The 18514-nt window shown below is 57.1% G+C and carries 18 protein-coding genes and 1 tRNA gene; 12 read left to right on the top strand and 7 right to left on the bottom strand.

Annotation, left to right across the window (positions count from 1 at the left end; translation table 11 throughout):
- Nucleotides 1–64 precede the first annotated feature (64 nt).
- A complete protein-coding gene (locus tag AC3ZVB_RS01980; RefSeq protein WP_162440585.1) occupies nt 65–793 on the top strand; it encodes an amidotransferase in 729 nt (242 codons plus the stop codon).
- Nucleotides 794–838: 45 nt separating this feature from the next.
- On the opposite strand, the gene AC3ZVB_RS01985 is transcribed toward AC3ZVB_RS01980, so the two are convergent.
- The 3 genes from AC3ZVB_RS01985 to AC3ZVB_RS01995 all read right to left on the bottom strand — a co-directional run bounded on the left by AC3ZVB_RS01985 (nt 839) and on the right by AC3ZVB_RS01995 (nt 3586).
- Nucleotides 839–1813: a magnesium and cobalt transport protein CorA gene (locus AC3ZVB_RS01985; protein ID WP_162440584.1), complete on the bottom strand. Its 975-nt coding sequence runs from the start codon at nt 1811–1813 to the stop codon at nt 839–841.
- Nucleotides 1814–1960: 147 nt separating this feature from the next.
- Entirely contained in the window at nt 1961–2683 is a 723-nt protein-coding gene (locus AC3ZVB_RS01990; protein ID WP_490145634.1) for a 1-acylglycerol-3-phosphate O-acyltransferase, read from the bottom strand.
- A 213-nt stretch (nt 2684–2896) separates the two neighbouring features.
- A complete protein-coding gene (locus AC3ZVB_RS01995; protein WP_490145635.1) occupies nt 2897–3586 on the bottom strand; it encodes a crotonase/enoyl-CoA hydratase family protein in 690 nt (229 codons plus the stop codon).
- A gap of 308 nt (nt 3587–3894) precedes the next feature.
- Here AC3ZVB_RS01995 and AC3ZVB_RS02000 point away from each other — a divergent pair.
- The 9 genes from AC3ZVB_RS02000 to AC3ZVB_RS02040 all read left to right on the top strand — a co-directional run bounded on the left by AC3ZVB_RS02000 (nt 3895) and on the right by AC3ZVB_RS02040 (nt 8695).
- Nucleotides 3895–3984, top strand: a tRNA-Ser gene (locus tag AC3ZVB_RS02000).
- 389 nt (nt 3985–4373) lie between these two features.
- Nucleotides 4374–4844, top strand: a complete 471-nt coding sequence (locus tag AC3ZVB_RS02005; RefSeq protein ID WP_490145636.1) for an FAD/FMN-containing dehydrogenase — start codon at nt 4374–4376, stop codon at nt 4842–4844.
- Nucleotides 4845–4966: 122 nt separating this feature from the next.
- Nucleotides 4967–5158, top strand: a complete 192-nt coding sequence (locus AC3ZVB_RS02010) for a hypothetical protein (protein ID WP_490145637.1) — start codon at nt 4967–4969, stop codon at nt 5156–5158.
- A gap of 72 nt (nt 5159–5230) precedes the next feature.
- Nucleotides 5231–6559: a serine hydrolase domain-containing protein gene (locus AC3ZVB_RS02015; protein WP_490145638.1), complete on the top strand. Its 1329-nt coding sequence runs from the start codon at nt 5231–5233 to the stop codon at nt 6557–6559.
- A 143-nt stretch (nt 6560–6702) separates the two neighbouring features.
- Nucleotides 6703–6891: a hypothetical protein gene (locus tag AC3ZVB_RS02020; protein WP_162440578.1), complete on the top strand. Its 189-nt coding sequence runs from the start codon at nt 6703–6705 to the stop codon at nt 6889–6891.
- Between the two features lie 309 nt (nt 6892–7200).
- Entirely contained in the window at nt 7201–7572 is a 372-nt protein-coding gene (locus tag AC3ZVB_RS02025; RefSeq protein ID WP_059404653.1) for a hypothetical protein, read from the top strand.
- Between the two features lie 110 nt (nt 7573–7682).
- Nucleotides 7683–8144 (top strand): glycine zipper domain-containing protein, encoded by a 462-nt coding sequence (locus AC3ZVB_RS02030; RefSeq protein WP_490145639.1) that lies wholly within the window; start codon nt 7683–7685, stop codon nt 8142–8144.
- Nucleotides 8145–8171: 27 nt separating this feature from the next.
- Complete coding sequence (locus tag AC3ZVB_RS02035) at nt 8172–8387, top strand: hypothetical protein (RefSeq protein ID WP_490145640.1); 216 nt, start codon at nt 8172–8174, stop codon at nt 8385–8387.
- A 95-nt stretch (nt 8388–8482) separates the two neighbouring features.
- Nucleotides 8483–8695, top strand: a complete 213-nt coding sequence (locus AC3ZVB_RS02040) for a hypothetical protein (protein ID WP_490145641.1) — start codon at nt 8483–8485, stop codon at nt 8693–8695.
- A gap of 632 nt (nt 8696–9327) precedes the next feature.
- Here AC3ZVB_RS02040 and AC3ZVB_RS02045 read toward each other — a convergent pair.
- On the bottom strand, nt 9328–9717 hold the full coding sequence (locus AC3ZVB_RS02045; RefSeq protein ID WP_490145642.1) for a hypothetical protein: 390 nt from the start codon (nt 9715–9717) through the stop codon (nt 9328–9330).
- A complete protein-coding gene (locus AC3ZVB_RS02050) occupies nt 9714–14588 on the bottom strand; it encodes an RHS repeat-associated core domain-containing protein (protein ID WP_490145643.1) in 4875 nt (1624 codons plus the stop codon). The genes AC3ZVB_RS02045 and AC3ZVB_RS02050 overlap by 4 nt, the downstream gene beginning before the upstream one ends.
- Before the next feature lie 261 nt (nt 14589–14849).
- Here AC3ZVB_RS02050 and AC3ZVB_RS02055 point away from each other — a divergent pair, with 261 nt between their 5' ends.
- Nucleotides 14850–15545: an HAD-IA family hydrolase gene (locus tag AC3ZVB_RS02055; RefSeq protein WP_194690538.1), complete on the top strand. Its 696-nt coding sequence runs from the start codon at nt 14850–14852 to the stop codon at nt 15543–15545.
- 129 nt (nt 15546–15674) lie between these two features.
- Here the strand turns inward: AC3ZVB_RS02055 and AC3ZVB_RS02060 are convergent, their stop codons facing one another.
- The gene (locus AC3ZVB_RS02060; RefSeq protein WP_162438299.1) at nt 15675–16421 is read right to left on the bottom strand and encodes a 3-oxoacyl-ACP reductase family protein; all 747 of its coding nucleotides are present in this window, start codon (nt 16419–16421) and stop codon (nt 15675–15677) included.
- 125 nt (nt 16422–16546) lie between these two features.
- Here AC3ZVB_RS02060 and AC3ZVB_RS02065 point away from each other — a divergent pair, with 125 nt between their 5' ends.
- On the top strand, nt 16547–17470 hold the full coding sequence (locus AC3ZVB_RS02065) for a LysR family transcriptional regulator (RefSeq protein WP_490145644.1): 924 nt from the start codon (nt 16547–16549) through the stop codon (nt 17468–17470).
- Nucleotides 17471–17758: 288 nt separating this feature from the next.
- Here AC3ZVB_RS02065 and AC3ZVB_RS02070 read toward each other — a convergent pair whose 3' ends face one another.
- Nucleotides 17759–18487, bottom strand: a complete 729-nt coding sequence (locus AC3ZVB_RS02070) for an aspartate/glutamate racemase family protein (protein ID WP_194690536.1) — start codon at nt 18485–18487, stop codon at nt 17759–17761.
- Between the last annotated feature and the right edge of the window lie 27 nt (nt 18488–18514).

The raw sequence follows: 18514 nt of genomic DNA on the forward strand, positions 1-18514 counted from the left end.
GTTGCCGTGTTTCGAGGCAGGCTTTGGGGTGTGCATTATTCCCATCACGTGTCAGGTATTTTTTATGTCGTTACGCATCTGCATTCTGGAAACCGACATCCTGCGTCCGGAACTGGTCGACCAATATCAGGGTTACGGGCAGATGTTCCAGCGTCTGTTCACGCAACAGCCTATCGCGGCCGACTTCACGGTCTACAACGTCATGCAGGGCGAATACCCCAGTGACGACCTGACCTTCGATGCCTATTTGGTAACGGGCAGCAAAGCCGACTCCTTCGGCACCGATCCGTGGATCGAAACCCTCAGGACCTATCTGCTGAACCGCTACGAGCGCGGCGACAAATTGCTGGGCGTGTGTTTCGGTCATCAGTTGCTGGCGCTGTTGCTGGGCGGCAAGAGTGAGCGAGCCACCCAAGGCTGGGGCGTCGGCACGCACAACTACAAACTGGCGGCCAAGGCGCCGTGGATGAGCCCGGTGGTGGAAGAGCTGACGTTGTTGATCAGTCACCAGGACCAGGTCACTGCACTGCCGGAAAATGCCACCGTGATCGCGTCCAGCGACTTCTGCCCGTTTGCGGCGTACCACATCAACGATCAGGTGCTGTGCTTCCAGGGCCATCCGGAATTCATTCACGATTACTCCCGGGCCTTGCTGGATATCCGTCAGCAAGCGCTGGGCGAGCAGATTTATCAGAAAGGTGTGGCGAGTCTTGAGCATCAGCACCACGGTGCCACTGTGGCGGAATGGATGATGCGGTTTGTGGCGCACAAGCCTGAAGCCAAAGCGGTTTAAAGTGGCGTGAGCAGTTGTGGCGAGTCCCCTCGCCACACGGTTTTTTTAAAGCCAGCCCGATTTCTTGAAACTCGCCCACAAACTCACGCACCCCACGGCAATAAACCCCAACACCGCAAAATATCCGTAGTGCCAGGTCAGTTCCGGCATGTTCTGGAAGTTCATCCCGTAAATCCCGGCCACTGCCGTCGGAAACGCCAGGATCGCCGCCCACGCTGCGAACTTGCGTTGCACCACGCTTTGGCGCGACGCCTCCAGCAACACCCCCACCTCGATCGTCTGACTGGCAATGTCCGCCAGGGTGGTCAGGTCTTCCATCTGTCGCGTGACGTGGATCTGCACATCGCGAAAATACGGACGCATGTTCTTGTCGATGAACGGAAAACTCAGCTTCTGCAACTCCTCACCGATCTCCACCATCGGCGCAGCATAACGACGCAGACGCAGGACATCGCGGCGAAGGCCGTGGAGCTTCTGGATGTCGCGTTCGTTCAGCGCACTGCACAACACGTTGCGCTCCAGCTCATCAATCTCGGCATGAATCGCTTCGCCCACGGGCTGATAGTTCTCGATCACAAAGTCGAGGATGGCGTAGAGGACGAAGTCCTCGCCATGCTCCAGCAGCAACGGGCGCGCTTCGCAACGCTGCCGGACATAGGCGTAGGACGCCGAGTGGCCGTTGCGTGCGGTGATGATGTAACCGTTGCCGGCAAAGATATGAGTCTCGATGAACTCGAGTTTCCCCTGATCATCACGGATGGGCGAATAGGTGACGATAAAGAGTGCATCGCCAAAGCTCTCAAGCTTCGGGCGGCTGTGTTTTTCCAGGGCATCTTCGATGGCCAGTTCGTGCAGATTGAACTGCCGTTGCAGGTTGGTCAGTTCCTGAGCGCTGGGCTCTTCAAGGCCGATCCAGACAAAGTGGTCAGGCTTTGCAGCCCAGGCTGCGCCTTCGTCCAGGGTGATATTGGTGACTTTCTTACCCGCGCTGTAAACCGCAGCAGCAACAACTCTACCCATGATGTTGGTTCACTTCTTCTTGGCAGTTTTTTATTGGCAAATGGCCGTGGCAGGCAGTGATCAGCTTAGCCTTGTCTGCAGGTTGAGAGTCAGCAAAATCGGGAGAGTTCGCCGGCAAAAGAAAACCCGCACAGGGCGGGTTTGTTTTCAGGCAGCTTGCAGTTGCCGGTCCATCGAGGCGATGCACTCGCGCATCTGCTCGCGGCACTGAGCGATCAGCTGGGGCATGTCATCCAGGCTCATTCCCGCTGTAGAAATGGCCGGCAACGAGCGAATCAGAATCTTCCCACTGTTCCAGCGGTTCAATCGCATGTGTTTGACGTAACTGCTGACGCACACCGGAATGATCGGCACGCCGGCAGCGATCGCCATCTGGAACGCGCCTTTCTTGAACGGCAGCAGGTCTTCGCCCAGATTGCGCGTGCCTTCCGGAAACACCCAGATCGAGGTGTCCTTGTTTTGCAGGGTATGGGTAGTGGTCAGCATCGACTGACGCGCCTTATGCGCATTGCCGCGATCGATCAATACATTGCCGGCCAGCCAGAACAACTGGCCGAACAGCGGTACCCACTTCAGGCTCTTCTTGCCGATACACACGGTGCGACGGGGCACCACGTTGCCGAGCACAAAAAGATCATAGTTGGACTGATGGTTGGCGATGATCACGCAACTGTCTTGCTTGTCCATCAGGGGGCCGACTTCCGCCTTTACCCGCAGGCGCAAAATGCACATGGCCGGCCACGCGTATAAACGCGCGCACAAGCGGCTGTTGTCCGGATTGAACGGGCGGCACACACCCAGAATCACACCCAGCACACCCGCCAGGATAAAGTGCAGGCCCATCAATAACATACGAAACACAAACAGCATCTACTGGCCCACCGAGACGAAAGGTGGCGCAGTGTACGGATGTGCACTCTATTCAGCAATTGCCGCTATAGAGGTAGGAGATAGGCGATGTTTGAGCGCATGTTTCCGACTTATAGGTCAGACGTGTTCTAGAGCAGTGGAAGGCTTTTCAACACAGCGTGTAAGAAAAAGCCCGACACGACGGTCGGGCTTTTCTATGGAGCAGCTTTGGACTTAACCCATATGCTCCTGATCGAGGACGATCGCGTTGTCCAGCGTCTCCAGCAAGGTCTTGCGCACCTTGAGCTTGGTGTTCTTGTGCGCGGTCATGTTGATCTTCTTCAACTGACGAGCTGCCGCCAGCGCGGTGGTCTGCAATTCATCCGCTGAGACCACCACGTCGAGGAAGCCTGCATCAACCGCGCTCTGCGGATTGAACATCTCGCCATTGATGACCGAGCGATGGAACGCTGACTTACGCAGGCGATCACGAGCGAGTTCGATGCCGGCGTGGTGCATGGTCATGCCGATCTGCACTTCATTCAGACCGATGCTGAAGGCGCCTTCGACGCCGATGCGGTAATCCGCTGACAGCAGCAGGAACGCACCTTTAGCGACTGCATGCCCAGGGCACGCCACGATCACCGGGAAAGGGTGGGCTAACAGGCGACGGGCCAGTGTTGAACCTGCCGTCACCAGCGCCACGGCTTCTTTCGGACCCGACGTCATCACCTTCAAGTCATAACCGCCCGACAGAATGCCGGGTGTGCCGGTGATGATCACCACTGCGCGATCAGTCACGGCCTGATCCAGCGCAGCGTTGAACGCAGTAATCACGTCCGGCGAGATGGCATTGACCTTGCCATTGCTCAAGGTCAGGGTCGCGATACCGTCTTCGAGGTGGTAGGAAATCAACTCACTCATGACGCTATTCCTTGTATGAAAGTTGAAGCAGACGTTACCCACCGTCGCAGGCCAGGTAAAGCGCCGTGACTGACTCGCCAGTCACCCTTTACCCACGCGCCAGGCTTGGCCAGCCACACCCGGCAGACCTTCGCCTCTATATAGAAGGCCGTGCCGAGCCGGAGATTGGCAGGTATGCCATGGCGTGCAGACAGCCGGAACCACTAAATCGCTAACCGCATGAAAATTCTGAAAAAAATATTTGCCATCGGAAAAGGTTTCGACTACATTAGCGCGCCTCGACAGACAGAACTTGTTTGAAGAGATACGGTGAAGTGTCCGAGTGGCTTAAGGAGCACGCCTGGAAAGTGTGTATACAAGAAATTGTATCGAGAGTTCGAATCTCTCCTTCACCGCCACATTAAGTAAACACAAACCCCTGATTTTCCTAGAGAAAGTCGGGGGTTTGTGGTTTCTGGCGTCTGAAAAAAAGCCAATCGGAATGTTATGAAATTCTGGTCCGTTTTCCCGACGGTGAGCGTTCTGGAGCCAGTCCCCTCATCGTTAGTGGGTATTGGTGGGTTGTCCTTCATACAACTCGTTCGAGGGACTACTTGCATGCGCCTGAATAAGCTCTGGAAGCTGCCAGACTCATCTAATCTTGCGTCCCTCTTCGTTCTCGACATGACCCGTAACAATGCAGATATCGTTACCCCGTCAGCGCAGATACCATACCTCCTCGCGTGCCTGAGGCCTTCAGGCTAAACACGATTCGAATACTTTGTCCTGAATAAAGAGGTATTAAACGGTGAGAATTGCACTTGTGCTGCTGTTGAGCGCGCTGTCCATGCAGGCCATGGCGGCCACTATTGGTGAGCGCCTAACACCCTGGACCTTACAAGATCAGCACGACCAACCGTACACCCTGGACGAAAAAACCCACGTCTTGCTGGTAGCTCGAAGTATGGACGGCTCCAAGATGGTGAAGGCTGCATTGGAAAATGAACCTAAAGGCTATATGGAAGCACGTAACGTCATCTTCCTCGCTGATGTGCAGCGAATGCCTTCGTTGATCGGCAAGTTCATTGCGATTCCGTCCATGCGTAATTACAGCTACCGTGTCGTGCTCGACCGCGATGGCAGTGTTGCAGCTAATTACCCTGGAGCTGAAGACAAGGTACTTTGGCTGCAGCTTGAAAACGGCACCCTGGTGGCACAGAAGGCATTTGCCAATGCTGATGAACTGCGTGCCGCGTTGGAAAAGCTGCCGACTCAATGATTTGGTTGATCTTTACTTGGACGAGGGTGGAGAGGGGATGGAATCCAGCGGAGTGCTTGTGTAATCCGAGGGCCTGTTTCCATGGAGTGTGGTGGCGGGGGCGCTGATTGATCGGCGGGGCATTGGACGCTCGGCTGGCGCTGTCGCCATCGGCAAAGGATGCGCTGATATCGCGCCGTGATGCGCAAGTACTGCTCGAATGGATAAATCAGACCGAATTGGAAGGCGTGGTGGTGCAGTCGTTGACCCTTGATGAACGCGATCAGCGTCTCGAAGCGCAACGGGTCGTTCAGTCGCCGCTGATTTATGAATAGTTTGTGAGTCGGAACTTGCGTACGCCTTTTCGCTTTAGACTTATTGCAAATTCATCGAACGGACTCGACCTCATGCCCAACGCTTTTGCCTCATACCCTGTTATCAAATCAGCGGCCGCTCTGTTGATTTCCGTTCTTTCGTCGATCGCCAACGCCTCCACGCCGCCAGCGTTCCCTGACGCCACTGCCAGCGATCCCGCGAAACTGGGCTGGATGGTCGGCTCACCCCCTCCCGCCGATCGCACGGTGCGTTTCGAAGATGGCAGCTATTTCCAGTTCCCGGCGATGCGCTGGAGCGTCTCGAACTTTCGACAGCTGATGCCCACGATCAACGTTTCCCGCGGCCTTGGCGCGCCTGTTGCGCTGGAAAGCGCGCTGCGCAAGGACATCGACGCGATCAGCTTTACGCCGTTGGGCGCAAAGGAGCCGATGACCTGGGAGCAATCCCTTGCTGCCACTTACACCGACGGCATTGTGGTGATGCACCGTGGGAAAATGGTCTACGAGCGTTACTTTGGCGTCCTGAAACCGGACGGTCAGCACGCCGCGATGTCGGTGACCAAGTCGGTAGTCGGCACCTTGGGCGCCATGCTGGTCGCAGAAGGCCAGATCGACCCCAACAAGCGTGTGGCCGAGTATGTGCCCGAGTTGGCGAGTTCTGCGTTTGGTAACGCCACGGTGCGCCAGGTGCTCGACATGACCACGGGCCTCAAGTACAGCGAGGACTATGCCGATCCGAACGCGGAGGTCTGGGCCCATGCAAACGCCGGGAGTCCGTTGCCCAAACCCAAGGATTACACCGGTCCGAGAAGTTACTACGAGTTCTTGCAGACGGTAAAACCACAGGGCGAACACGGTGAGGCCTTCGCTTACAAGACCATCAACACCGACGTTCTGGGATGGGTGATCGCTCGGGTGACCGGGCGTAACGTCGCGCAGTTAATGTCGGAACGGATCTGGAGTCGCCTGGGAGCGGAGCAGGATGCGTATTTCACCGTGGACTCGATCGGGACGCCGTTCGCCGGTGGTGGTTTGAATACTGGTTTGCGGGACCTGGCCCGCTTCGGCGAGATGCTGCGCAATGACGGTCGGTTTAACGGACAGCAGATCGTGCCCAAGGCGGTGGTCGAGGACATCCGTCTTGGAGCCGATAAACAGGCTTTCGCCAAGGCGGGATATGACCTGCTGAAAGGCTGGAGCTATCGCTCGATGTGGTGGGTAACGGACAAGGAGGGTGGTGCATTCATGGCGCGAGGCGTCTATGGGCAGCGCATCTATGTGGACCCGAAGGACGAGCTGGTGATCGTTCGCTACGCCTCCCATCCCGTGGCGGCTAACTCCGCGAATGATCCGGTGACGTTGCCAGCATTCGAGGCGCTGGCTCGGTATTTGTCCAAATAAAAAAGCGGTCCATTCGTCGGGCATGAAGCCATCTGAATGACAGGTCCAGTAATGACCGGCTAGTCTCAAAATCCTTGGTGGTCGATATTTTTCGGGCAAATAGGGCTTGCCGGTGTCGATCCCGCTTTTGAAGGGGCGAGAAGATGACTGAACCGTATATCGAAGACGACGGGTCCGAGTTTCCGATCAACAATTGCGTGCAGTGTGGCCAGACGGAGTACGTAGCGAGCTTTGGTGAAGATCAAATCAAAGTCGGCAAGATGAAAGCCATGGTGCGGCCCGGGCCTAAGGCCAAGTTTTTACCCAAGGTAGCGGCACCGTCCAGGAAGTAAGCAACCCTTCGTCAAACCCCGTCATCGTACGGGGTTTTTTATAACTTAAGAAAATGTCACAGAGCGTGTTTCAGTCAGGATCTTTCACAAACTTTTCACACGACCCTACGTACTCTCAGCTCATCCGTTAGAAAGCAACACCTAGCCCGTTCCCCAGCGGGCTTTTTTTTGCCTGTCATAAAACCTTTTCAAAAAATGCTGTCCAACCGTCGCCTATTTCGAAGAACGGAGGATATGTGTGGACGTTTCCTCCGCTGAGGCATTCAATGCCCGGCTTTCGGTTCCCCCCTATTTTTTGAGGTTTTCGTCATGCGTTTAACACTGCCCGCTCTGGTTCTGGGTCTTTTGGTTGCTCAAGGCGCAATGGCGGCCGGTGACGGCACCGCTGCAATCGGTGGTGGTCTGGGCGGCGCACTGGGCAACGTGGTTGGCCAAAGCATGGGCGGCAGCACCGGCGCAGCTATTGGTGCGGGTGTTGCAGGCGCAGCCGGTAGTGCCGTTGCTGCACGTAAAGGCAGCCGCACCAAAGCGGCCATTGGCGGCGGTGTCGGTGCGGCAGGCGGCTCGGTGATCGGCAATAGCCTCGGCGGCAAGACCGGTTCCACCATCGGCGCAGGTTTGGGCGGTGCGTTGGGCGGCGGCGTTGGCAGCAACCTTGCCAAGGGCCACAAGCGTCACTGATCCTGATCGACCAAAAAAACCCGGCCTCGTGCCGGGTTTTTGCGTTTATGAACGTTTGTCTCTGCAGCGGCTCAAATCCTTTACAAACCCAAACAAATGAGAGGTACACCATGACTACCGAAGGCAAGGAAGTGGGCGGCTTTAGTTGTCACCGTTTGACGTTGTCTGCATTTGTGTTGGGCGTGTTCTTCGCTCAAGGGGCGCTGGCGGCCGGCGACGGTACTGCGGCGGTTGGCGGTGGCCTTGGCGGTGCGCTGGGGAATGTCGTCGGTGGGCAGATGGGCGGTAGCACTGGTGCGGCGATTGGTGCCGGTGTCGGCGGCGCGGCCGGCAGTGCTGTCGGCGCCCCCAAAGGTAGCCGCACTGAAGCGGCCGTTGGCGGTGGCTTGGGCTCGGCGGGCGGTTCAGTGATCGGTAACAGTCTGGGCGGCTCCACCGGTTCGACCATTGGCGCGGGCCTCGGCGGCGCGGCAGGTGGCGCAGTCGGTAATAACCTGGGCAGTGACAACGGCAGCTCCCATTCCGGCGGCGGCCATAAAAATAAACATAAACACAAGAACAAGCATCGCTAATTCACGCCGATCCGTGCGAGGTATGCCATGACGCCTGAAACCGAAGGTAATGAAGAAAAAGGACCGAGCGGTGTTCCCTACATCAACGATCCAAATAAAGGGCAGGATCTCAATGACCCTGGTAACGAAGATCCGGGATCACTCATGGATGATGCCACCGTACCGCTTAACGATTCCGATGATGCGGGCGATGTAGGAAATACAGAGTATGAAGAAGAGGATTTAGACGAAGACGAGCAATAGTCGACCGACCGATCGTCCACTTGATCGAACGCGGCGCTTTGCGATGTTCTCGAACTTTCAGGGCCTGTCCTTTCAGGCCCCTTGAGAGGTGCTCCATGAACTCAGATCCTAATGTTTCCGACGTTGACGAAACTCCCGAATACCCACTGCCATCACCCACTGACTCATTAAGCCGTGATCAACGTCCACCGGACGATGACACAGCCGTTGAGCAAGTCCCCAATGACGATGTCAAGCGTGGCGACGTGGAAGCCAGCCCCGATGATCCCGATATAGCCGGTGATGATGCCTCCGGTGAACCCAGCTGAAACGCGCATGTCCTTAGTGCCGCTCGTCGATTGAGTGGCACCTTTAAAAATCGAACGCTGCCAGACATCAGGACAGTGTCTTTTTAAGGAGATGCATGATGAATAGGTCAACGTTGACAGCCATGACAATGGCCGGCGTGTTGTCGGTCAGTTCATTTGTGGCGTTTGGTCAATCTTCCGGCAACGATGCGCCGGTCGATAAAGGCGGCATGCCGCCTTCTACTGAAATGAATGCGGGTTCAGCGAGCGGAAATGCCTTGCCGCCTGGCAGTATTGATAGTGGGAATGCGGGTGATGCTAATGGGAGTAGTACAAGTCCTGGGACGGGAAGTGGGTCGATGAGTGGTGGGAGTTCGATGGGGAGCGGATCCGGGAGTGGCTCTGAGGAGTCGAGTGGTTCTGGAGCGAGTGGTAGTAGTTCGGGTGGTGCAAGTAGTGGTGGTGGGGCGGGTGGATGAATTAGGCCGACTAAGTAGCCCGGCTTTTGCTGGGCTAACTTACGGCAGTTTATGCATTTTTCTAATGCGATCTCGGAGTGCATGTTTTCGATTGCGGAACAGCTTCTCTTTTTACGTTTTCTTTCGTTGACTTATATTGATTTGCCTGTTTTGTTGCGCACAATCTAGAGTTCGCTACTTCAATGAACTCACCCATCGAAGGAAGTAGTCTTTCTGAAGTTGCGGGTCGTTAATAATATTTTGGTTTTCATAATCGAAAATATTCACAATGTCAGTTCTATCAACTGGCATTCCTATTTTGTGGTCATAGGCCATTATGCCAGCAGTCATTTGAGATGACATGGTCGATGGGCGCACATTGAGTTTCGCACCTTTACATAAAAAATTTATACTGGGCAGATCTTTGAGTATTTTCCCAAAGCAATCGTAAAGATCTAAGCCGTTATAATTTCTCTCCGGTTTGTTTTTAAGTTTCAGGTTTATTGTTAGTTTATGTTCGTCATAATCCAAGACCGCTTTTTCTATTTTGTTATCTATCAATACAGATATTTTTTTCACGGTCATTTTGTTGTGTCCCGTTTAGGGTTTGGAACGGAGTATCCTACATAGGAGCCATCTTTCTTTAATGGTGTGGCGCCGAGTATGTCTTCGCTTCTAATTAGATTCGGGATGGCGATCTCATGTTCGTAGCTGTAGTGTCCTGCGTTTTTAGCAAGTTCTTTATTAACGTCACGACCTTCAATTTTATTCAATGTATATAAAAACCCCTTTGTAGTCCTGAATTTTGTACCGAAATCAATCCCTACTTCAAGGTCCGTGCTGGTGCTCACAAAATTACTCAAAGGGTTTCTGTTGTCCAACGCATGCATTAATAAATCGGTGCTGTCTCCAAGGCTGATGAAGCCATCAGCGAATATTTCATTTGGTTTGCGAAGATCCCCCCGATAAAGATAATCGCCTTCTTCCTTAGGTGACGGAACCTTAACCGCCCCCTCATCAACCCCAACCTTCCCAGCCGGATCCTCATCCCCAAACGAAGGCTTCTTACACCCATCCCGCCCGGGACACTCATTCAACCCCAGCGGATCAACCCAACCCGTCGGATTCCTTGTGTACTGATACCCGTTAAGCCCACCCGCCAACCGTTTCGGGTCCGGTGTCAGGTATCGGCCGACGTCCGGATTGTAGTAGCGATGCCGGTTGTAGTGCAGGCCGGTTTCGGCGTCGAAGTACTGGCCCTGAAACCTCAGCGGTTGATCGAGAACCTGGTGCGTATCGCGGTTCAGTCGGGTCAGGCGGCCGTAGGCGGTGTATTGGGCGGCCCAGACGATTTCGCCGCTGTAGTCGGTCAGTTCCTGGGGGGTGCCGAGGTGGTCGAGTTGGTAGTAATAAGGGCAGGCTTTGCGCGGGCCTTTGCCGTCGAGCATCGCCAATGGCCGGAAGGTGCCGGGTTCGTAGACGTAGCTGCGGTAGTGCTCGGCGCTGCTTTCGGCGACGAGGTTGTCGCCTTGCCAGAAGAATTCGGTGGTGTTGCCATCGACGATCTTGCTGATCCGGCGGCCAAAGGCATCGTATCGATAGGTGGCCTGCGTGCCGTTGGGCAGGGTGATGCCGATCAGTCGATGCTGGCAGTCGTAGCGGTACTCGGTCACCAGTGCCGGCGCAGTTCCTCGGCGCTTGCGGATCAAATTCCCGAAGGCGTCGTAGGTGTATTGGCGATTGCCTTGTTTGAGCAGGCGGTGGTTTTTGACCGTAATCGGCCCTGGACGATCCAGCATCAGCAGGTTGCCTGCCGGGTCGTGAACGAAGCTTTCCGGTTGGTGCTCGCGGGAGTGGTGGACGCGGATCAGGCGGTCAAGGAAGTCGTGTTGATAGCTGCGCTTGCCGTTTCGGGTGTCAGCAATGCTGTCGAGATTGCCGTTTGCGCTGTAGGAATAATCTCGGCGGTAAAGAGGGCGTAACGGCTGGCCGATAGCGTGAGCGGTCAACCGACCTTGGTCGTCGTACTCGTAATCGCTGCTGAGCAGACCTTGCTGGCGCTGCCGTTCACGCCCGGCAATAAATGCGTGGGACGACAACCGTGATCCATTGAGATCGATGGCTGCAAGTGCGCCACCCTGGGCAAGATGAAAGTCGAGTTTGCTGTGGTCCGGCAGGCGCATGTGATCGAGCTGGCCGCAGGCGTTGTAGCGGTAACGCAACGTGCCCCAGCCCTGATGCTCGGAGACCAGGCGATCCTGTTCGTCGTACTCGAATTCCAGCGGGTGATCGTTGTTGTCGTCGACACGGGTCAGGCGGCCGAGCGCATCGTAGTGGTACTCGACTTTTTTCCCGTCCGGCAACGTCTTGACCAGTAGGCGGCCGGCGGAATTGCGGTGGTAGCCGGTCACTAATCGCGAGTCGTCATCGCCGAACTCGGTTTTCTGCAGCAAGTGCCCATTCAAGTCATAGGCATAAGCGGTACGTCGACCATCGAACCCGGTTTCCTGTCGGATCAATCCGCCAGGCCAGTAGTCCAGCTGATACTTTTCGCCGGATTCGTTTTCGATCTCGGTCAGCAGCAGTCGCGCATTGTCGTAGCGGTACTTCAGCTGCGATCCGTCGGGATTGATCCGGCGACTGACCAGATGCAAGTCCGCGGCGTACTCAAAACGCGTGACGCGGCCCAGCTCGCAACGTTCCCCGGTGATCTTGCCGTACGCGTTGTAGGTGAAAGCGCGGCTGGCACCCGAGGGGAAGGTGGTTTGCAGCAGACGTCCTACTGCGTCCCATTCATACCGGGTGACGCCACCGTGTTCGTCCTGATGGGTAATCCGACGCCCCAGGCAGTCGTAGGAAAAGCGTCGTTGGCCTCCCGTTGGCAAGGTCTCTTCAACCAGTTGCCCCAAGGCATTTCGTACAAAGGTATGGCCGCTGCTGTCCGGGTAGCGGATCAACAGCAACTGTCCCTTTATGTCGTAGTGGTAATAGGTGGAATGGCCCTCGGGGTCGGTCGCCCGGGTCACATCACCCTGAGCATTGCGCTGATACGTCCAGACCGCGTTGGCGCGATGGCGTGCGTGCAGGAAGCCGTTCCGGTATTCGTAGGAAGTGGGTTCCTCCTCAGGGGGAATATGAGCAATCAGCCGTCCGGCTTCGTCATAGCGGTATTCGGTTATCGCGCCGAGTGGCGTCTGTTCGGCCGTCAGCCGTCCTTTGCTGTCATAGGTGTTCAGATGCTCGCCGCCATCGGCTTCAACGCGGCGTATCAGACGAGCCTGTTCGTCATGCCGGTAAGCCTCTTCGCTACCATCGGCGTTCTTAACCACCACCTCGCCGTGGTCGTCCCAGAGGTAACGCGTGTCCATCTGCGAAAAGCTCGCCCAATGCCTGATGCATCGCGCCGCCTTGCCGGATCTTTCCCACTCCCAAAAGAAACTTGCCCCACCGGCCAATTGCCGTTGAAGAATGACGTTCTGGTCGTCGTAGTCGTACCGCTCGCTTTCGTCGGCCGCGTTGTTTGCCGCTACCAGGCGATGACAGGCGTCGTAGCGGTAGGTCGCAAGGACTTGCTCGGTGCGCCACGCGTCTTGCAGCGTGGGGGCCGGATGAAAACTCTGATAGTCGACGGCGACCAGGTGTCGACGATCCCAGCGCAACCGCAGTGAGCGGCCGGCACCATTGTCCAGGCGTTCGATTCTGTTCGCGAAATCGCGCTGCACCGTCAGACGGTTGCCATAGGCATCGCTGATCGTCGCCAATTGCCCTGCACGGAAGTGGAAAAAACGTGCGGTCTCACCGGCCAGGGCGACGATCAGTTCCTGCGAATCGTCCCCTTTGTAAATGGCGGCACGGGACAGGCTGTTGTGAATCGCCGGACGTTCGGCAGTTGGCAGGGGAAACGTCGTGCGCCGGTTTTCGTGGTCGGTCCAGATGACCTTATCTGCATCGATGTGCAGCGAATGGGACAGGGAATGACTCCAGCCGAAGCCGAGCCCGCAATCGATGTCTGCTGCGCTGGTGCGATAGAGCCGGGTGAAGTCGAACGGCAAAATCCCGTCCAGCGAACCATCGATCAGCGTGAGCAACTCTTCGCCCGTGACCATCGACACGGGGCAGCCGTTGGTGCACGTCAGCGGCCCGCAATCAGCGCTGTCACCATTGGGATTCTTCGCTTGGTCGGGCGCGTCGTCCTGGCGTTCTTGTTTGCTTAATCGGGTTTTTGCGACGGAGGGGTGGCGGGCGATGACTAACGGATTGTCCACCCGAACAACCTTTGAGTCGACGGCGCGAATCGTTAGCGGCACCGAAGCAGCGGGCTTCAATGGGACATTTCGCGCAGTGACCATCAAGGGTTTGAGTGCGCCTGCGTGAGCACTCAGGTCGGACCGATTAGTGAGCTCCGCCAGTCGCAGACTGGCCGCTGCCAGCCATTGCCTGGCGCGTGGCGAATCGACCTTGCCTAGCACTTTGCTGCTGATGCCGACGTTTAAACCTGCCGGGCCTGTTAAACAGGTCAGCAGGAAGCCAATCAATAGTTCGGTGCGAATTTGCGCGACGACTTCGGCGATGTATTGCGGCGGCAGCATCCTCAGCCAACTGGTGAACGCGGCGAGATGAATGAACATCAACGGCTCGTCACTCAGCATCATCAACAGGCTGGCGATGGCGTCTGCAGAGGCGTTGAGCAGGGTGTCGAGCTCGCCCTCGGTCAGGTATTTGAGCAGCTTCTCACTGTTGGTTTGCAGGTCGGCGATCAAGCCATAAACCTGCTTCACGCCATCCCATAAACCGAACAGCGACTGCTCGAAACCGCGCCAGTCGGCCTGTTGCAGCATGCCGTAACGCTGGCTGAAACCCGCTTCGGAAAACCCGGCCCACAAAGGCGCGAACTCGGCTGTCCATTCGTTGCGCAGCCAACCTTCCAGATCGCTGATGACGTTTTGATAGGAGGCATAAAGTGCTTTGACGTGTTGCGCGGAAACGTTCGGGAAAAAAGTGATGCGGTAACGCTCGCCGCGCGAGCATTCAGGTATTTCGAGGATGCCGCTGGGGCCGATGGTGTGGTGAGTCGGCGCGCCATGGCGGATCTCACCTTCTCGCCCCTGGGTTATCAGTTCGAGCGTCAACGGCGTATTGCCGATCGGGACGAAGCGCGCGGTTTCGAACCGGTGCACCAGCGTCAAAGGACCGCTTGCGGGGCAGGTGGCGACGGTAGAACTGACCGTCGAATGAGTCGGTGCGCTGAGCTGGTGCTCTTCACCCACCGTGAAGACTTGCTCGACCTCTAGCGCAGAGCCTGTCCAGTAACTTTCCGCCCAGGACTCGTAGTTGTTGAGGCAAAGTCGAAAGTCAGCGATCAGCGCTTCGACGTCGGGTTGCGCAGGGTTCATGGCGGCAACGACCAGCAGCCCGATGGCGTTGTTCAAGGCCAAAACCTTGTCAGGATCGAACATTCGCAGCCTCTCGCGCCTACTGATTAAATTTCGCGAGACTTTGCGTGGGATGCGGGAGGAAAGAAGTCGGGGAAAGAGACGGGTGCTGTAGGGGAAATCGCCAAATGACGTCGTCAACGTGGTGAGTGAATTTTCACCCGTCTGTCATTGTTCGTTGCCCTATGCCGCCCGCGCTCGATATGCTGCTGAAACCTTTAATCAAATCCGGATCCGGCCGTACGTTTGCCGCATTGGGATGTCATTGAAAACGGATCAGATGCGATGAATGCACCGCTGAACGACATCGGCCCGATCAAGGCCGTGATTTTCGATATGGACGGCTTGCTGCTGGACACCGAGGGTATTTACACCGAAGTCACGTCCATCATCGCCCAGCGTTATGGCCGTACTTTCGATTGGAGCGTCAAACAGAACATCATTGGCCGTGGCGCGGGTGATCTGGCGCGTTATGTGGTCGAGGCGCTCGATCTGCCGATTACCGCCGAAGAGTTTCTAAAGATTCGCGAGCCGCTGATGCGCGAGCGTTTTCCGACCGCGCTGGCGATGCCGGGTGCACAGGAACTGGTTCGGCATTTGAAGGCCAACAACATTCCTATCGCGGTGGGCACCAGCTCTTCGCGTCAGTCGTTTGGCCAGAAAACCACCCTGCACCGTGACTGGTTTGAACTGTTCGATTTCATCGTGACGGCCGATGACCCGGAAGTCGGCGCAGCCAAACCGGCGCCGGACATTTTCCTGACCGCGGCGCGCCGCTTGGGGGTCGCACCGGAGGATTGCCTGGTGTTCGAGGATTCGCCCTTCGGTGTCACCGCGGCGAAAGCGGCGGGGATGAGCGCCATTGCGATTCCGGATGCGGCGATGGCCGATGAAAAATACGCACACGCCGACGGGATTCTTCGTACGTTGAAGGCTTTCAGACCCGCTGACTGTGGTTTGCCGGCGCTTGAGTGGGCTTGATGTCCAATCAATTGTGGGAGCAAAGCTTGCTCGCGAAAGCGGTGTATCAGGCGAGATTGACGTCGGCTGATACTCCCTCATCGCGAGCAGGCTCGCTCCCACATTTGATTTGCGTTTGACCGACCCGTATCAGGCGCCGAAACCACCGTCGATGGTCAGGCTGGCACCGGTGATGTAGCCCGCTTCAGGTCCCACCAGGTAAGCGACGAAACTGGCGATTTCATCCGCTTTGCCGTAACGGCCCACTGCCATCAACGGGATCAGGCTTTCAGCGAAGTCGCCGCTGGCCGGGTTCATGTCAGTGTCCACCGGGCCTGGTTGCACGTTGTTGATGGTGATGCCCCGTGGACCAAGGTCGCGAGCCAGGCCTTTGGTCAGCCCGACCAGTGCCGATTTGCTCATCGCGTAGGGACCGCCACCGGCGAAGGGCATGCGGTCGGCGTTGGTGCTGCCGATGTTGATGATGCGACCGCCTTCGGTCATGTGTTTGGCGGCGGCCTGCGTGGCAATGAACACGCTGCGCACGTTGATGGCCAGGGTTTGGTCGAAGTCTTCAAGTTTGAAATCTTCCAGCGGCGCAACTGCCAGCACGCCGGCGTTGTTGACCAGAATGTCCAGGCGGCCAAAGGCTTTGACGGTCTGGTCGACAGCGCTGCGAATGGCGTCGGCATCGGCGCTGTCGGCTTTGATGGCCAGGGCCTTGCCGCCGTTGGCCGTGAGGCTGTTTTGCAATTCTTCGGCTTTTGCGGTGGAGCTTACGTAAGTGAAGGCAACGGTCGCGCCTTCAGCGGCCAGGCGTTTGACGATGGCTGCGCCGATGCCGCGAGACCCGCCTTGAATCAACGCCACTTTGCCGCTGAGGTTCTGAGTAGTCATGTCGATCTCCAAAGTCCCGAGGCGAGATGCCTCGGTTGATGGAGCCTAGTATCGATTCTTGATTACAGTCTGAGTAGACGGTAATTGCGATAGTCTGTGTAAACCAGAAGTTTATAGTGGTGCTTATGGAAACCTTCAGCAGTATCGAATGCTTCGTGCGCAGCGCCGAGGTCGGCAGCTTTGCCGAAGCCGCTCGACGCTTGAGCCTGACCCCGGCGGCAGTGGGCAAAAGTGTCGCCAAGCTTGAAGCGCGGCTGGGTGTGCGGTTGTTCCAGCGCAGCACCCGAAGCCTGACATTGACCGAGGCCGGTCATCTGTTTCTCGGCGAAGTCAGCGCCAGTTTGCACACCATCCAGAACGCCGTCGCCAATCTTGCCAGTGCCGAAGGACGCCTGGCCGGCACGCTGAAAGTCAGCATGGGCACCGTGTTCGGTCGGCTGTACATCGTGCCGATGCTGGGTGAGTTTTTGCGACGCTTTCCGGCGATTAATCCGGACTGGCATTTCGATAACCGTCAGGTCGATCTGATCGGCCAGGGATTCGATGCGGCAATAGGTGGCGGCTTCGAGCTGCCGCAGGGGGTGGTGGCGCGCAAGCTGACCCCGGCCCATCGGGTGCTGGTGGCCTCAGCCGACTACCTGGATGCGCATGAATTGATTGGCGAGCCTGATGATCTTGAACAGCACGAAGGCATCCTGATTCGTTCACCGCAAACAGGTCGCGTGCGCTCATGGCAGTTGACCAGTCGCACCCAGCAACACAGCCCGCTGACGCTCAAGGCGCGAATGACGATGAGCGATTCGGAGGCCGCATGCGCCACGGCGACCCAGGGACTGGGCATCGCCCTGGTGAGCATGCCGTTTGCCATCGGGTACCTGGAGGCAGGTACCTTGCGGCGGGTGTTGCCGGATTGGTACGTCGATGATGGCAATATCTCTATCTATTACGCGGAGCACAAACTGCTACCGGGCAAGACCCGGGCGTTTGTCGATTTTGTGATCGAGCAGTTTACGGCGCTGGGGTTGGGGCAACGGTTTAGCGCGGTTTGAGCAATTCTTGGGACCGAGGCGCCGCCATCGCCAGCAGGCTAGCTCCCACAGGGGATTTGTGAACGCCGCAGATCCAGTGCGGTAGCTCCCACAGGGGATTTGTGAACGCCGCAGATCCAGTGCGGTAGCTCCCACAGGGGATTTGTGGACGCCGCAGATCCAGTGCGGTAGCTCCCACAGGGGATTTGTGGACGCCGCAGATCCAGTGCGGTAGTTCCCACAGGGGATTTGTGGACGCCGCAGATCCAGTGTGGGAGCTAGCCTGCTAGCGATGAACGATCACGCGGTCTACCGAGCAAACCGCCCCGGCCAGCCTATGATGGTTTTCGGCCGCGGCGTGGCATAAGTCCGCACCTTCGACGTCGACAACCCCAATCGCACCAAAGATTCGGCAATGGTCACCGCCGCCGTCACGCCATCAATCACGGGCACGCCGGTGCGTCGGCGAATCTGCTCATCCAGCCCGGCCATGCCGCCGCAGCCCAGGCAGATCACTTCAGCCTTGTCTTGAGTGACCGCCAATTCGGCCTGATGCACGATAGCTTCCAGCGCCCGTTGCGGTTCGTGCTCCAGCTCCAGGACCGCCAAACCACTGGCCCGTACGGATGCGCAGCGGTCCCAGAGCCCCGACAGTTTCAACCGATCCTCGATCAGCGGCACGGTGCGGTCGAGGGTGGTGACCACCGAATAGGCATGGCCGAGGAACATCGCAGTACTCGCCGCCGCGTCGGTGATGTCCACCACCGGTACGTTGAGCAATTCCTGCAACCCTTCGCGACCGTGCTCGCCGTAACCGGCCTGGATCACTGCATCGAAGGGTTCGTCGTAGGACATCACCCGGTCCATGACAGCGATGGCTGCGAGGTAACTCTCGAAATTGCCCTCGACCGAGTCGGCACCGAAATACGGGGTCAGGCCGATGATTTCAGTACCCGGCGCGGCCACGGACTGCGCCGAGCGCGCAATGGCCTGGGTGATGGATTCGGTAGTGTTGACGTTGACCACGAGAATTCGCATGAGAAGTCCTTAAAGCGGGGCAGTTCT

It is taken from the genome of Pseudomonas sp. MDV22-iso1 (genome assembly GCF_058145095.1).

Coding starts and splice junctions, on each gene's coding strand:
- AC3ZVB_RS02050 (WP_490145643.1), bottom strand. CDS start 14,588: ATGTTCGATCCTGACAAGGTTTTGGCCTTGAACAACGCCATCGGGCTG.
- AC3ZVB_RS02035 (WP_490145640.1), top strand. CDS start 8,172: ATGACGCCTGAAACCGAAGGTAATGAAGAAAAAGGACCGAGCGGTGTT.
- AC3ZVB_RS02060 (WP_162438299.1), bottom strand. CDS start 16,421: ATGACTACTCAGAACCTCAGCGGCAAAGTGGCGTTGATTCAAGGCGGG.
- AC3ZVB_RS02045 (WP_490145642.1), bottom strand. CDS start 9,717: ATGACCGTGAAAAAAATATCTGTATTGATAGATAACAAAATAGAAAAA.
- AC3ZVB_RS01995 (WP_490145635.1), bottom strand. CDS start 3,586: ATGAGTGAGTTGATTTCCTACCACCTCGAAGACGGTATCGCGACCCTG.
- AC3ZVB_RS02055 (WP_194690538.1), top strand. CDS start 14,850: ATGAATGCACCGCTGAACGACATCGGCCCGATCAAGGCCGTGATTTTC.
- AC3ZVB_RS02020 (WP_162440578.1), top strand. CDS start 6,703: ATGACTGAACCGTATATCGAAGACGACGGGTCCGAGTTTCCGATCAAC.
- AC3ZVB_RS02070 (WP_194690536.1), bottom strand. CDS start 18,487: ATGCGAATTCTCGTGGTCAACGTCAACACTACCGAATCCATCACCCAG.
- AC3ZVB_RS02040 (WP_490145641.1), top strand. CDS start 8,483: ATGAACTCAGATCCTAATGTTTCCGACGTTGACGAAACTCCCGAATAC.
- AC3ZVB_RS01990 (WP_490145634.1), bottom strand. CDS start 2,683: ATGCTGTTTGTGTTTCGTATGTTATTGATGGGCCTGCACTTTATCCTG.
- AC3ZVB_RS02065 (WP_490145644.1), top strand. CDS start 16,547: ATGGAAACCTTCAGCAGTATCGAATGCTTCGTGCGCAGCGCCGAGGTC.
- AC3ZVB_RS01980 (WP_162440585.1), top strand. CDS start 65: ATGTCGTTACGCATCTGCATTCTGGAAACCGACATCCTGCGTCCGGAA.
- AC3ZVB_RS01985 (WP_162440584.1), bottom strand. CDS start 1,813: ATGGGTAGAGTTGTTGCTGCTGCGGTTTACAGCGCGGGTAAGAAAGTC.
- AC3ZVB_RS02025 (WP_059404653.1), top strand. CDS start 7,201: ATGCGTTTAACACTGCCCGCTCTGGTTCTGGGTCTTTTGGTTGCTCAA.
- AC3ZVB_RS02030 (WP_490145639.1), top strand. CDS start 7,683: ATGACTACCGAAGGCAAGGAAGTGGGCGGCTTTAGTTGTCACCGTTTG.
- AC3ZVB_RS02015 (WP_490145638.1), top strand. CDS start 5,231: ATGCCCAACGCTTTTGCCTCATACCCTGTTATCAAATCAGCGGCCGCT.